At 69.8% G+C, this 12835-nt stretch carries 14 protein-coding genes; 3 read left to right on the top strand and 11 right to left on the bottom strand.

What is annotated here, in order from left to right; all coding sequences use genetic code 11:
- Positions 1–284: 284 nt before the first annotated feature.
- The 4 genes from ACQRUO_RS34675 to ACQRUO_RS34660 form a co-directional block, all read right to left on the bottom strand.
- A complete protein-coding gene (locus tag ACQRUO_RS34675; protein WP_428320135.1) occupies positions 285–845 on the bottom strand; it encodes an N-acetyltransferase family protein in 561 nt (186 codons plus the stop codon).
- A 20-nt stretch (positions 846–865) separates the two neighbouring features.
- On the bottom strand, positions 866–1336 hold the full coding sequence (locus tag ACQRUO_RS34670) for a hypothetical protein (protein WP_428320134.1): 471 nt from the start codon (positions 1334–1336) through the stop codon (positions 866–868).
- Between the two features lie 127 nt (positions 1337–1463).
- Positions 1464–1844, bottom strand: coding sequence for a helix-turn-helix domain-containing protein (locus tag ACQRUO_RS34665; protein WP_428320133.1), 381 nt, complete (start codon positions 1842–1844; stop codon positions 1464–1466).
- A complete protein-coding gene (locus tag ACQRUO_RS34660; protein ID WP_428320132.1) occupies positions 1838–2428 on the bottom strand; it encodes a replication/maintenance protein RepL in 591 nt (196 codons plus the stop codon). The genes ACQRUO_RS34665 and ACQRUO_RS34660 overlap by 7 nt, the downstream gene beginning before the upstream one ends.
- Positions 2429–3318: 890 nt before the next feature.
- On the opposite strand from ACQRUO_RS34660, the gene ACQRUO_RS34655 reads away from it, so the two are divergent.
- Complete coding sequence (locus tag ACQRUO_RS34655; protein ID WP_428320131.1) at positions 3319–3726, top strand: hypothetical protein; 408 nt, start codon at positions 3319–3321, stop codon at positions 3724–3726.
- 53 nt (positions 3727–3779) lie between these two features.
- Here the strand turns inward: ACQRUO_RS34655 and ACQRUO_RS34650 are convergent, their stop codons facing one another.
- From ACQRUO_RS34650 to ACQRUO_RS34640, 3 genes are all read right to left on the bottom strand, one after another.
- The gene (locus ACQRUO_RS34650) at positions 3780–5561 is read right to left on the bottom strand and encodes a glycoside hydrolase family 16 protein (RefSeq protein WP_428320130.1); all 1782 of its coding nucleotides are present in this window, start codon (positions 5559–5561) and stop codon (positions 3780–3782) included.
- 287 nt (positions 5562–5848) lie between these two features.
- The gene (locus tag ACQRUO_RS34645) at positions 5849–6745 is read right to left on the bottom strand and encodes a GNAT family N-acetyltransferase (protein ID WP_428320129.1); all 897 of its coding nucleotides are present in this window, start codon (positions 6743–6745) and stop codon (positions 5849–5851) included.
- A gap of 48 nt (positions 6746–6793) precedes the next feature.
- On the bottom strand, positions 6794–7345 hold the full coding sequence (locus tag ACQRUO_RS34640; protein ID WP_428320128.1) for a carboxymuconolactone decarboxylase family protein: 552 nt from the start codon (positions 7343–7345) through the stop codon (positions 6794–6796).
- A gap of 131 nt (positions 7346–7476) precedes the next feature.
- Between ACQRUO_RS34640 and ACQRUO_RS34635 the strand changes: the two genes are divergently transcribed.
- Positions 7477–7872 carry a hypothetical protein gene (locus tag ACQRUO_RS34635; RefSeq protein WP_428320127.1) on the top strand — a complete coding sequence of 132 codons (396 nt, stop codon included), beginning with the start codon at positions 7477–7479 and terminating at the stop codon, positions 7870–7872.
- A gap of 44 nt (positions 7873–7916) precedes the next feature.
- Here ACQRUO_RS34635 and ACQRUO_RS34630 read toward each other — a convergent pair whose 3' ends face one another.
- The 4 genes from ACQRUO_RS34630 to ACQRUO_RS34615 form a co-directional block, all read right to left on the bottom strand.
- On the bottom strand, positions 7917–8555 hold the full coding sequence (locus ACQRUO_RS34630; RefSeq protein WP_428320126.1) for a class I SAM-dependent DNA methyltransferase: 639 nt from the start codon (positions 8553–8555) through the stop codon (positions 7917–7919).
- A 147-nt stretch (positions 8556–8702) separates the two neighbouring features.
- Positions 8703–9107, bottom strand: a complete 405-nt coding sequence (locus ACQRUO_RS34625; RefSeq protein WP_428320125.1) for a hypothetical protein — start codon at positions 9105–9107, stop codon at positions 8703–8705.
- 10 nt (positions 9108–9117) lie between these two features.
- Positions 9118–9699 carry a MarR family transcriptional regulator gene (locus ACQRUO_RS34620; RefSeq protein WP_428320124.1) on the bottom strand — a complete coding sequence of 194 codons (582 nt, stop codon included), beginning with the start codon at positions 9697–9699 and terminating at the stop codon, positions 9118–9120.
- A 1218-nt stretch (positions 9700–10917) separates the two neighbouring features.
- Entirely contained in the window at positions 10918–11823 is a 906-nt protein-coding gene (locus ACQRUO_RS34615) for a LysR substrate-binding domain-containing protein (RefSeq protein ID WP_428320123.1), read from the bottom strand.
- Positions 11824–11915: 92 nt separating this feature from the next.
- On the opposite strand from ACQRUO_RS34615, the gene ACQRUO_RS34610 reads away from it, so the two are divergent.
- On the top strand, positions 11916–12743 hold the full coding sequence (locus ACQRUO_RS34610) for an oxidoreductase (RefSeq protein ID WP_428320122.1): 828 nt from the start codon (positions 11916–11918) through the stop codon (positions 12741–12743).
- The last annotated feature ends 92 nt before the right edge of the window (positions 12744–12835 follow it).

Raw genomic sequence — 12835 nt, 5'->3', positions numbered from 1 at the left:
CTGCGGGCAGGATGGCTGGGGCGTGCGGTTTGGTCTCTCCTGATTGGGTGCCTGGCCAGCGGTGCAGGGATGGTGGATCTTGTCCGTACTGGCGGGTCGGCAGCCCTGGTTCGCCGGAGGGCGCTTCGTTGGACGCATCACGGGATGTAGGCCCGGTCTGGACGCAGCACGGGATGTAGGTCTGGCCTAGGTGGCGATAGTCGTTGTGTGTATCAGTTCTCCTTTGCTTTTTAATCCCGTGATTTCGGAGGGCCCCTCCCCCTGCTACGGACGGGGACTGCTGCTCAGCTGACAGCGCTCAGCAGCAGGTCGAGAACCGGCCCGTCGGCTCCAGCCTGGTACGGGCCAGCGTAGGTGTAGCCGAGCCGGTAGTAGAGGCGGCGGGCAGCCTGGTTGCCGGGCATGACGAGCAGGGACACCCAGTCCGGGTCAAGGGCGCGCAGGAGTTCCGCGTGCAGGGCGGTGCCGATTCCGTGACCCTGCCAGCCAGGGCGGACGGCCAGCTCGCAGATCCCGACGAGCTTGGTAGTGCTGCGGGCAGGCTCGGGGATGGAGGGAAGAAGCTGCTCGCCATACCAGTAGGTGGGTGTGGCGGGGAAGCCGTAGCCGAAGCCAGCCATCTCGCCGTCCTGGTAGGCGGCTATGAGGGTGAAACCGGGTCGCTTGGCTGCGTGAGTGGTGATCTGCTGGCGCAGACCGTCCGCATCGAAACCGGCCTCCGCGGTCTCGCGGTCACCCTGGTGGGCGTCGACCCAGATCTCGGTGAGAGTGTCGAGCAGGGGCGCAATGTCACCGGGGCCGTAGCGGCGCAGGGTGGTCTGCGGGCGGGGCTGCTGCTCGGACACGGTGGTCTCCTTGATCGTGGTCATCCCGCGGTGGCGGCGTGGTAGGCGTCGAGCCAGGTAGTGGTGGCGCTGGTGCGGTGGCTGGTGAGGGTGCTGACGAGGTCGCGCAGGGCTCGCTCCAGGCGCTGGGACTGGACGTCGGGCAGGTAGGCGAGGGCGCGATGGCCGGCGTCAGCTGCGGCTTCAGGGTCGGGGCGGGTGCGGTGCAGGTGGTGAAGGGCGATGTCGACTGTGTAGAGGGCGCCGTTGCGGGCGTGGGCGGTGTCGGTGAGAAGAACTGCCTGCTCGGCTCCGGCGGCGGCGCGGTCGTGCTGCCCGAGATCGGCTCGGCAGAGCGATTCGAGGCCGGCGAGTTCGCCGGGGGTGTAGAAGTCGATCCAGGTCGGGTCGGTGTCGGCCGGGCCGGTGGCGTAGAGCTGGTGGGCGCGGACGACGGCGCGGTCGGTGGCGGTCCGGTCACCTTGCAGGGCCCAGCCGCGGGCCTCGCGCATGTGGAGGTCTCGCCCTGGTGGGTGTTGCGGCGCGCGGGGTGGCGCCGGCGGCTGACTCGGTGCCGAGTGGGCCGGCGCCGTCGCTGGGTGATGTCGGAGGAGTTCTCGGCCTGAGCAGCCGGGCCTCTCAACTCACCGCGCTGAGGCGGGGTCGGCCTGTCTTGGGGGGAGGGGTCTGGTAGTCGGGGATGAGGATCGGCGGGACGCCCTCCCTCGCTGCTCGGGCCATTGCAGCCTGGATCTCCAGCTCGGAGTTGTAGCCGGCGATGGCCGGGTGGAGGCGGTAGCGGTACCCCTTGCGAAGGACCAGCCCACGGTCGACGAGCAGGGTCATCCCGCGACTCACCACAGACGGCAGGATCTGCAGTTCCTCCGCGATGTCCTGCTGAGTCAGGGGGACAACGCCACCTGGATCCTGCCGCTCGACCATGACCGACAGCACGTTGGTCGCGGTGGGCGTCAGCTCGAGCCGCCGTAGCAGGCCGAACAGGTCGGTGACCATCAGCATGCCGTCGACTCCTTGTTCTCGCGCCGGACAGCGACCGATCCGACGATGTCTGGGAAGCCGTTCTCCAGCGCGAGAGCGCGGAGCTCGGCCAGGAACGCCTGCTGCTCGTCCCCGTTGCCTTTGTACGCGATGAGGGGGTTGAGCTGCCAGGCCCCGCGGCCGATGTTACGGATGTAGTTCCGAGCGGCAAGGTGCTTCAGAGCGGGACTGACGCTGGAACGAGTGGCACCAATCTCGTCCGCGATCTCCCGCTGGATGGCGTGGCACACTCCGCGCTCGGCCCGGCCGACGATGTTCGACAGTACTGCGCACTGAAGTCGTGTCATCTCACCGGACAGCAACGCCTGTGGCAGCACGTAGCGGGCGAAGTAGCGGCTGAGGAGGGCGTAGCCGTCCGAGCCGAGCACCTCGTGGGCAGCCCGGCGGTAGAACCGCGTGCGAGCTTCGTAGACGCCTGAGGGCAGATCACCCGCGTAGCCCCGCACGATCTCGGCCGCGAGGTCACGGTGGTTCTGGGGGCCCGCCGGCTGCAGCACCCCCTGTTGAGGAGGCCGGGACTCCGTGACGCGTCCTGCGCGAGCCATGACGTGATCCTTTGTTCGTGTTGACGCCACGCTACACGTTCTTCGCAGTGCTGCGAAGGATCCTGCATACCTCTGCGAAGAACGTGTCACAGAGAGCCCGTGTCCAGCCCTCGCGAGCAACAAGTCTGATGATCAGTCACTTGGGCATGGCTGGCTGGGGCCGCGCTCAGGGCCCTGATGTTTCGCAATATTGCGAAACATCAGGGCCCAATGTCGGCGCTACGTGACACTAGGACCCGCGAAGTGTCGGCGGGGGCCGACCTTTGATTTTCCAAGTTTGCAGGTCAGGGGCCGGATTCCGCGGAGGCCCTCTTACATATAAAGGTGCTGCCTCGGGGCCTTCCGTTCGTCGTCCTCAGCGGGGCGTCGATCGCGTTGGGTGCTTGGGCAGCAACCGACGCATGGTCACCCCCTGGGTGGGGGCAGGACGGACGGCGGGGACCAAGGAGTTGCAGGGGGCGAGGCGAGGACCATGTTGCCGGGATCGGTGAGGGGTCCTGGCAGGTGGGCCACTACCTGGTGAGGGGTGGGTGGCTGCGCGGGAGGGACGGTCCGCAGTGCGGCTGCGTCAGCGGCGGCGGGAGGGGCCGCCCCCGGTGGCCCGGAGGGGGAGGTGGTGACGACCAGAGGGCCTTGGGCCCGGGCGGAGCTGTCGCCTTGGTGGGTGATGGTGGGGTGTTGCAGCGGGTGGGGTGGGGTGAGGGCGCCTAGCGTGGCGGTGTCCGTTGTGGCGTGTCGGTGTGTGAGGGAGTGACGGGATGTTGCGGGGTCGCGTGGGGATGGCTCTGGGGGCTGGCGGGGTGGTCGTGGCGTTGCTCGGGGTGGCGCCGGCGGCCGACCCGGTTTCGACTGCTCTTCCAGGTGGGCTGCCGACGGGGGTGCCGAGTACGTTGCCGATCCTCACCGCCCCCGAGCCGTACAAGGGGCATCTGACGCTGGTCGAGCAGGATCCGCGGGCGGCCGCGGCCGGGGGGCAGAGCGTGCTGCACGCGACTGCGGTGAACTACGGGCCGGGGAAGGCGGGCGCGTTCACGCTGACGGTCACGCTGCCGGAGGGGGTCACCGCGAAGGGGGACTTCTTCCCCAAGGCCTGCACCGTCTCCACCGATGGGCACACGGTGAACTGCCCGTTCAAGGCCGGGCTGCCGCTGCACCACAACGCCAGTGCGAAGGTGCCGCTGGAGATCGATCCGAAGGCCGTGGCGGGCACGCTGACCGGGCAGCTGAGCCTGAGCAGCCCCGATGACCCGGATGCGACGGGGCACACGACCTCGTTCCCGATCCAGATCACCGGCTGAACGGCTGAACCGCTGCCCGGCCCGGGATGTCCCGGGCCGGGCAGCCGGCATGCTCAGCGGAAGACGTGCACGTAGTCCGCAGCGAAGGTGATCGGGGTGTTGCCCTCCGGGGCGGGGTGGTAGTCGCCGGAGCAGATCGACAGGTTGAGGACCAGGTAGGCCGACCAGTTCGCCCCCACGCCCGTGGTGTCGGAGAAGACCGGCGTGCCGTTGACGTACCAGGTCACCGAGTTCGCCCCGTAGTGGGTGCCGATGGTCACCCACTGCCCGGGCTGCACGTTCGGCACGTTCTCCCAGAACTTCTGGGCGAAGTCGACGTGGTTGGTCAGTTCCAGCAGGTTGGCGTTGTCCGGGTGGTACTCGAAGGAGTCGATCTCGCCCTCACCGGGCGGTGAGCCGGCGCTCTGCCAGGTCCAGAACGCCGGCCAGGCGCCGAGCTGGGAGGGGAGCTGGACCCGGGCCTCGGCGTAGTCGCCGGTCTTCACCATGAACTTCCCCGAGGTGTTCTCGGTGGTGAGCAGGCCGGTCTCCCAGGGAGTGAGGTTCTGGAAGGGGGCCGGCAGGGCGACGGAGACGGTCGGCTTGGCGGTGAAGGTGGCGACCCCGTTGGCCACGGTGACGTTGAGCGGGTTGATCAGGTCAAGCTTGTCGTCCTTCGGGTTGGAGGTGTTGTACGCGTAGGCGCTGCTGTTGGCGTTGTTCCACTTGGTGGTGTCGAGGGGGCCGTTGAACTCGTCGGACCAGACGAGTGACTGCCCGGCGATCGGCGAGCTCGGCGTGGTCTGCGCCGCGCTGACCACGAGTTGTTGGGTGGGGAGGTTGGTCCAGGTGCCGCTCTGGGTCTCGTAGTAGCCGAACACCTGGTAGGTGCCCGCGGGAAAGCTCTCCGAGCCGGTGGTCAGGGTGAAGCCGGTGGGGCAGATCTGGGTACTGCCGAGGCTGCCGGGGAAGTCCAGGTTGTTCCCCTGACGGTCCCGCACGGCGACACCGATGGCCTGGGCCGTGAAACAGACGTTGGAGTGGACGGTGAGCTGAGCGGTGACCGGTGTGTTGGCCGTGGCCGTGGTCGGGGTCAGGCTGTCCTGGGTCACCACCGGAGTCGGGTTCGTGACCACGAGTTGTTGGGTGGGCAGGTTGGTCCAGGTGCCGCTCTGGCTCTCGTAGTAGCCGAATACCTGGTACGTGCCGGCCGGGAAGCTCTCCGAGCCGGTGGTGAGCGTGAAGCCGGTGGGGCAGATCTGGGTACTGCCGAGGCTGCCGGGGAAGTCCAGGTTGTTCCCCTGACTGTCGCGCACGGCAACGCCGATGGCCTGGGCCGTGAAGCAGACGTTGGAGTGCACCTTCAGTTGGGCCGACACCGGCGTGTTCGCGGTAGCCGTGGCCGGGGTCAGACTGTCCTGGGTCACCACCGGAGTCGGGTTGGCGACCACCAGCTGCTGGGTGGGCAGGTTCGTCCACGCACCGGCCTGGTCCTGGAAGAACCCGAAGACCTGGTAGGTGCCGGCGGGGAAGCTCTCGGCGCCGGTGGTCAGGGTGACTCCGGTGGGGCAGATCTGGGTGTTGCTCAGGCTGCCGGGGAAGTCGAGGTTCTTGCCGTTGCTGTCGCGGACGGCGATGCCGAGCGTCTGCACGGTGAAGCAGGCACTCGAATGGACCTTCAGTTGGCCGGTCACCGGGGTGTTGGGCAGCGCCGAGGTGGGGGTCAGGCTGTCTTGCGTGACCTGCGGATCGGCGCGGTGCTCGGCGTGCGCGGGACCGGTGGTCAGCGCGGCCAACAGGGCGAGGGCACCGACGGCGGTTGCGCCGGTGCGGGTCGGGGAGGTGAGAGGAGGCACGGGCAACTCCCGGGACGCCGACGCGCAGCGTCGCCGGGCCGGGGCGGCGGGCTGGAGAGCCGCGACACCGCGGCGCGCGGCGTCCGGGCTCCGCGCTCCTGCCCGTCCCCGATCGGCTGGGGCCACCAGCGGGCAGGCAGGAGGCGGCGTCCCGACGGTCGTCCCGCCAAAAGCGGGCAAAATGGATGCTATCTATCAACATCGGAAGTCGGTCGGTCTGCCACACCGAGCGTCCGGTCGCTGCCCACCCAGCCGGGGGAACGGCGCCCCGGAACCCCGGAAGCAGGTCAGAGGAGCTTGGAGCGGTATTCGGAGGCGACCTGGTAGCCGGCGGCGGTGTAGAGGTTCATGGCCACGGTGTTGCCCTCCCAGACGGTGAAGGTGAGGGCGGTGTCGCCGGCGGCGAGGGTGGCGGCCTCGCCGGCGGCCATGCCGGCTCGACCGAAGCCGTGGCCGCGGTACTCCGGGGCAACGCGGATGCCGTAGCCGTAGGTGACGCCGGGGAGGTGGTCGTGACGGAGCCAGCCGCTGCCGACCGGGCGGCCCTCGTCCTCCAGGACGAGGATGGAGTTGTTCGGGGTCTGCAGGCCCTCCGGGAGCAGCATGGCGAAGTCGGCGTCGGACTTGGCGCGGGCCTGGGCCTCGGTCACGCCGCCGGCTCGGAGGATGTCGGAGATGTAGCCCTCCTGCTCGGTGGCCAGCCACTGCGGGTACTCGTCGGCGGTGAGGCTGCGGCAGGTGAAGTCGGTGCTGGCCACCGGGCTGGTGAGGGCGCGGATGCGGTTCTGAGCGCGCAGCTCGTAGTCGGCGAAGAGTTCGCTCTCGCCCGGAAGTTTGACGCCGATGCGGGTGGCGCCGGCCTCGCGGCAGAAGTTCTCCGCCCAGTCGCGGGCGGCGAGGTCGTGGCCGGCGCCGAGGTGCTCGGGGGCGATCCAGAGGTCGCCGATCAGGCCGATGAGGGTGCCTTCCTCCTCGCGGGTGCCGACCGCGACGAAGCCGGCGTGGTCACCGGAGGTGGTGGTGAGGGCGGCGACGGTCCAGTCGGCGATGCGCTCGCGCTCCTGCTCGCGCAGCCGGCTGACCGCGGCGGCCGGGAAACCGACGGCTGTGCGCTGGTCCGCGCGGCGGTCCTCGTAGGCGGGTTGCCAGGCGGACCGGTCGGTGAGGATGTCGATCTTCGTCATCCGGCCACGATAGGCACCGGAGCCGGTCGACGGGAGGGTGTTTTCGGATCAGGTGTTCGGGGTCCACTGCTTGGAGGGGGAGGTGTTGGGCACCGGCTTGCCGATCAGGGCCAGCGGGACGAAGAAGTTGACCTGCCCGATCGCCAGCGTGAGGGTGGCCAGCGCCTTCTCGTCGTAGTGCTCGGCGACCTCGGCGTAGAGCGCGTCCGGGACCCGCTCCCCCGGCTGCTGGGGCTGGATGACCGCTTCGGTCAGGGCCAGCGCCGCGCGCTCGGCCGGGGTGAAGTACGGGGCCTCGTGCCAGGTGGCCACCGCGGCCAGGCGCTCCTCGGACTCGCCGATCTTGCGGAGCATGGTGGTGTGCAGCGCCACCAGGTAGGTGCTGCCGACCAGTTGGCCCGCCCGCAGCTGGAGCAGGCCGATCGTGGTGCGGGGGACGGAGTGGTTGCCGACCACGCGGTAGAGCCAGGCGCCCGCCTCCTTCAGCTCCGGGATCAGTTCGGCCGGGTCCGACATCCGCGAGCGCAGCAGCGGCTCGGTGCTGGTGCCCGTGGTGCGGGCGGGGGTGGTGCTGGTCGCGGAGGTGGTGTCGGTCGCCATCGGTCTGCTCCTTCAGGGTTCGTGCACCTGACTGTCATGACACTGACGATCCAGCGGGCGGGAGTGTGACGGGTATGCGGTCCGTCGATAAGATGATCTTGATTGAGTGGGCCTGGGGGAGCGGGGGACGGATGTTCGAGCAGCGGTACGAGCGACGGCTGCGGTGGGGGATGGTCGGGCTGGCCGCGGTGTTGTTCGGCTGGATCTTCGTGCTGGGGACCGTGCCGCAGGGACACGCGGAGGTGCGCAACTGGTCGAGCTCGTGGATCGGGCTGGACGTGCTGGAGCTGCTCGGGCTGGTGGGGACCGCGGCGCTGTACCCGCGGCGGCCGGCTTTCCTGGCGCCCGTGGCGGCCGCGACGGCGACCTTGTTCGGGGTGGACGCCTGGTTCGACACCATGACCGCGCTGGCCGGTGCGGACTGGTACCAGGCGTGGGCGTTCGCGGTGGTGGCCGAGGTGCCGCTGACCGTGCTGCTGGCGGCGCTGGCGGTGCGGACGGCGCGGGAGCTGAACCGGAGGGCGTGAGGGGGTCGTTGCCCCCGGGAAGGGCCTTCCCGGGGGCTTGGGGGCTACGGCTTGCGCAGGGTCAGGTAGCCGCGGCGGTGGCGTTCGCCGGGGAGGGGCTGACGGAGGAGGCGGGCGAGTTCTCGGAAGCCGGCCGTGGTGGCGAGCTCGGCGAGGTGGTCGACCGGCCAGCGGTAGGCCGTGGTGACCTTGTGGTCGAAGGCGGTGACCGGGTCGGCCTCGGACTCGAAGAAGCCGAGCAGCAGGTGCCCGCCCGGCGCGAGGGTGCGGCCGAACTCCGCGAGGTGGGACGGGAGTTCCTCGGGCGAGGTGTGGATGACCGAGTACCAGGCGACGATGCCGCCCAGGGCGCCGTCCGGCAGGTCCAGCGCGTGCATCGAGCCGAGGTCGAAGCGGAGCTCCGGGTGCTCCCGGCGGGCGATGTCGAGCAGGGCCGGGGAGAGGTCGACGCCGAAGGTGTCCAGGCCGAGGTCGCGTAGGTGGGCCGTGAGGTACCCCGGGCCGCAGCCGAGGTCGGCCACCGGGGCGTCGGTGGACTCCCGGACCAGGTCGGCGAAGGCGTGCAGGACCGAACGCTCCAGCGGGAGGCCGGCGAGGCTGTCGCGGACGAGGTCGGCGTAGCGGACAGCCACGGCGTCGTAGGCGTCGGCGGTGGTGGTCAGGCGTGAGGGTGGGGTGGGCACGAAGGGCGAGCGTAGGGCATCGGGGGGTGGGCCGAGGGGCCGGCGGGATCGGAGGGTCGGAGGGCCGAAGGGTTCGCCGGGGAGAGCGATGGGTGGGTATGCGTCGGCCGCGCACCGGGGGTCGGTGCGCGGCTGGGGGGCGGTGCGTCAGATGGCGACCAGGTTGGGGCGGCCCGGGCGCGGGGGCTGCTTGCGGTAGAGGGGAGCCGCGATGTCCGGCAGCCGGCCGGCGCGGACGTCCGTCGCGGCCGCGCGGAGGGCGGCTTCCATCTCGCGCTCGGAGGTGTACTTCGCGATGAAGGGGTGCAGGCGGTAGCTGTGGCCCCGGCCCTCACCGCTGCGGATCACGAGGTTGCGGGCGACCAGGAGCTTCATGCCGCGGCTGACCGCGGACTCGAGCATGCCCAGCCGCTCGGCCATGTCGACCTGGCTGTACGCGACGGCGCCGCCGGGTGACTGGAGTTCGGACATGCAGCCCAGCACCGCGATCGCCGTCGGCGTGAGCTGGAGTCGGTGGATCATGCCGAGCACGCCGGATGGGGTGATCTCCATCGGGTCCTCCTCAGCTCTCGCGGGCGAAGTCTTCGGGCCCGATGGTATCGGGGAACTCGCTGGCCAGCTGCTCCGCCCGAACCTGGGCGAGGACACCGTGCTGCTCGTCGCCGTTCCCACGGAAGCAGAGCCGGGGGTTCACGTCGTACTGTGCGCGGACCCGACCGCGCCGGATGTAGTTGAGCTCGCACAGCCGACCGATCGCCGAGCTGACGCTGCTGCGCGCGACGCCGAGCTCCTTGGCCATCTCGACCTGCGTCTGCACCAGGGCGCCGCGGTCCTGGGACCCCATCATGTGCAGCAGCACCGCGACCTCCACCGGACTCAGCCGGTGGGCGACGATGCAGCGGGCCAGGACCTTGGCCATGAACCAGTTGCTGGTCAGCGAGTAGCCCATCGAGCCGGCCATGTCGTGGCTGACCCGGCGGGGACGGAACCTGACGGTCACCTCCTCGACCGGCTGCGTGCCGGTCGAGGCCAGGTCCATCGCCAGCTGCTCGCCGAACTGGTCGAGCATGCTGACCAGTTCGGGCTCGCGGGCCGGTCCGCGGCGGCGCGGGCGGAGCCCGGTCTGGCCGACGGGCTGCCCCACCCTGGAGAGTCCGGCCCGGCTTGCCGCACGCGTCGGAGGGCCGCTTTCGAACGGGCCACTCAGGCGTTCGGCGTTCATGCGACCTCCCAGAGCGATCTTTGACGCCCTGACAGTACAGGATCTTGCAGATAGCTCGAAGTTTTGTTGCGGCGAGTCGCATGTCAGTGCCAATGAAACCGACATGGGGGAATACGGGCCCGGCGGCCGGGAATCGGCCGGTGCACACGGGAGTTTGGTTTGGGTCGGTTTGGGAGGATCCTGGGCGGCGAGAGTTGCAAGTACCTCGAAGATTTGATGGTTTGACGGTCAAAGTTGCCGATACCTCGAAGTTTTGGTTCTGGGCCCTGCCCGTGCTCCCGTGCGCCCCTCCGTGCTGGGGGGCCAACTTGCCGATTTGTGGCGGAAATCTTCGAGGGAGACGCAAGAAGTATCCCGGGATCAGGACATTTCGATTGCGGCAGTTGGTGTGCAGCGGGGGCTGCGCGCTCCCTGGATGGGTCGCACTCCTGGTGTTCGAGGAGGGTGAATCTTCGAGGTATCGGCAAGTTTTGCCTCGAAGTGTCCCCACTCACTGGACACAAGAGGTCTCGAAGTGTCAGCCCAGGAGTGACACTTCGTTTTGCAAATCCGCTGGTCAGGGGCTGTTTTTCGGTCGCGCCCTCTTACTAAAGAGGGCCACCGTGCAGGACCGGTCACTGACAGCCCGGCAGGAGGGGGCGGGAGGGGAGAGAAGGGGTGCTTGGAGGAGGGAGTTTGGCGGTGATTAGGGTGGTTTGGGAGTCGGTCTGCTGGTCGTGGGGAGCGGATCCGGTGGCGGGAGGGCTTGGACAGGAACCGACGCATGGTCACCCCCTGGGTGGGGTGGGTTCGGACGGCGGGGACCAAGGAGTTGCAGGGGGCGAGGTGAGGACCACCTAGCCGGAGGTCGGTGAGGGAGGTGGGCGGGGAGGGCGACCTCCTGATGGGTGGGGTGGGGGGCTGCGCGGGAGGTACGGTCCGCAGTTCGGCTGCGTCAGCTGCGGCGGGAGGGGCCGTCCCGGGCACTGTGGGGCGGCCGCCGACAAGAGGGGGGTTGGGAAAGGGGTGAGGAAGGGGTGGGGTGGGTGGGTGGGTGGGTGGCGGGATGTTGTCCGCGGACAACATCGGAGGGGGAGGGGAGATGTTGTCCGCGGACAACATTGCGGGAGACGGTGGTGGGGATGTTGTCCGCGGACAACATCAGGGATGGCTGCGCGCGAGGAAGTGGGTGACGGCCTGGGCGTAGCCGCGGACGAGAGGGCGGGTGTCGTCGGTGCGCCAGGCGAGCGCCAGTTGGGAGGGGGAGATGTCGGTCACCGGGCGGGTGGTGACATCGCCGCGGGTGAGGAGCGGGATGTTGCCGGTGGCGACGAGGCAGACACCGCGGCCGTCGACCAGGGCCTCATAGGTCTCGTCCGGATTGTGGACCACGGCGCCGATGAGCGGGGCGCGGCCGGCTCGGGCCTCAGGGGCGAGCCAGTAGTCACGGAGGGGACCGGCCGATTCGGGGAGGGCGAGGAAGGGTTCGTCGAGGAGGTCCGCCATGGTGACCGCGGACTGGGCGGCGAGGCGGTGGTGTTCGGGGAAGGCGACGTGGCGGGGTTCCTCCGCCACGACCAGCCAGCCGTAGCGGTGCGGGTCGGGGAGGGGCAGCCAGACGAAGGCGAGGTCGGTGCTCCCGTCCGCCAGGCCCGCGGTCCCGTCCTGCCAGCCGATCTGGCGCAGGTGCAGTTCCGCGGCCGGGAAGAGCTCGGTGAAGCGGGAGCGGATGGCCGGCAGCAAGCCGCCGCGGCCCGGGCTGGTGCTCATGCCGATGACCAGGCGGGCCCGCTCGGCTGCCTTGGCGGCCTCGACGGTGTGCTGGGCGGCATCCCAGGCTGCGAGGACGGTGCGGGCGTGGGGGAGCAGCGCCTGGCCGGCGGTGGTGAGGCGGACCGTCCGGCGGTCACGGAAGAAGAGGTCCACGCCGAGAGCCCGCTCGAGGAGACGGAGTTGCTTGCTGAGGGCCGGCTGGGAGATGAAGAGGCGCTCGGCTGCGCGGGTGAAGTGGAGTTCCTCCGCGACGGCGAGGAAGTAACGCAGGTCCCTGCTGTGGACGTCGATCATGCCTGTTGGCTATCACAGGAGATCTTGGACCTGGGTCGGGTTTCGAGGGGAGGCTGGTGGTCGAAGGCGAACGAGTCGACGGAGGGGTCGAGATGAGCAAGGTGTGGCTGATCACCGGGGCGAACAGCGGTTTCGGGCGGGCCTTCACGGAGGCGGCCGTGGCCGCTGGTGACACGGTGGTGGCAGCCGCGCGGCGGCCGGAGAGCATCGCCGACCTGGTGGCCGCTCACCCGGACCAGGTGGAGGCGGTACGGCTCGACGTCACCGATGTCGCTGCCGGTCGGGCGGTGGTGGATGACGTGGTGGCGCGGCACGGGCGGATCGATGTCCTGGTCAACAACGCCGGCCGGACACACGTCGGGGCAGCGGAGGAGACGACGGACGAGGAGCTGCGGAGCCTCTTCGATGTCCACGTCTTCGGGCCGGCGGCGCTGATCCGGGCGGTGCTGCCACACATGCGGGCGCGGCGGTCGGGCGCGATCGTCCAGCTGAGCAGCATGGGCGGGCAGATGTCGTTCGCCGGCTTCTCGGCGTACAGCGCCACCAAGTTCGCGCTGGAGGGCCTGTCGGAGGCGCTGGTCCAGGAGGTCCGGCCGCTGGGCGTCAAGGTGCTGATCGTCGAGCCGGGCGCGTTCCGGACCGGGCTGATGGGCAACGCGAGCGTGAGCGGGCAGATCGAGGACTACGAGGCCACGGTCGGGGCGACCCGACAGATGATCGCCGGTGGCGACGGGCAGCAGCCGGGTGACCCGGCGAAGGCGGCTGCGGCGGTGATCGCTGCGCTGGAGGCGGAGGAGACGCCGCTGCGGCTGCCGCTGGGGTCGGACTCGGTGGATGCGCTGGTGGAGCACCTGGAGGCGGTGCGCGGCGAGATCGCGGCGTGGGAGAAGACGGCGCGGGGGACGAGCTTCGAGGGGTGAGGGGTGGGGCGTCGATGTTGTCCGCGGACAACATCGGGGATACGGAAGGGGCAGTTCCAGGTGTGTTGTCCGCGGACAACACGACGGGAGAG

The organism is Kitasatospora sp. LaBMicrA B282, from assembly GCF_050325825.1.
GTDB lineage: Bacteria > Actinomycetota > Actinomycetes > Streptomycetales > Streptomycetaceae > Kitasatospora.
This window is presented reverse-complemented; position numbering and strand designations above follow the sequence as displayed.

What these genes read in the sequence shown, in the direction of transcription:
- ACQRUO_RS34610 (WP_428320122.1), top strand. Translation starts at nt 11,916, where the DNA reads ATGAGCAAGGTGTGGCTGATCACCGGGGCGAACAGCGGTTTCGGGCGG.
- ACQRUO_RS34615 (WP_428320123.1), bottom strand. Translation starts at nt 11,823, where the DNA reads ATGATCGACGTCCACAGCAGGGACCTGCGTTACTTCCTCGCCGTCGCG.
- ACQRUO_RS34665 (WP_428320133.1), bottom strand. Translation starts at nt 1,844, where the DNA reads ATGCTGATGGTCACCGACCTGTTCGGCCTGCTACGGCGGCTCGAGCTG.
- ACQRUO_RS34640 (WP_428320128.1), bottom strand. Translation starts at nt 7,345, where the DNA reads ATGGCGACCGACACCACCTCCGCGACCAGCACCACCCCCGCCCGCACC.
- ACQRUO_RS34635 (WP_428320127.1), top strand. Translation starts at nt 7,477, where the DNA reads ATGTTCGAGCAGCGGTACGAGCGACGGCTGCGGTGGGGGATGGTCGGG.
- ACQRUO_RS34625 (WP_428320125.1), bottom strand. Translation starts at nt 9,107, where the DNA reads ATGGAGATCACCCCATCCGGCGTGCTCGGCATGATCCACCGACTCCAG.
- ACQRUO_RS34670 (WP_428320134.1), bottom strand. Translation starts at nt 1,336, where the DNA reads ATGCGCGAGGCCCGCGGCTGGGCCCTGCAAGGTGACCGGACCGCCACC.
- ACQRUO_RS34645 (WP_428320129.1), bottom strand. Translation starts at nt 6,745, where the DNA reads ATGACGAAGATCGACATCCTCACCGACCGGTCCGCCTGGCAACCCGCC.
- ACQRUO_RS34660 (WP_428320132.1), bottom strand. Translation starts at nt 2,428, where the DNA reads ATGGCTCGCGCAGGACGCGTCACGGAGTCCCGGCCTCCTCAACAGGGG.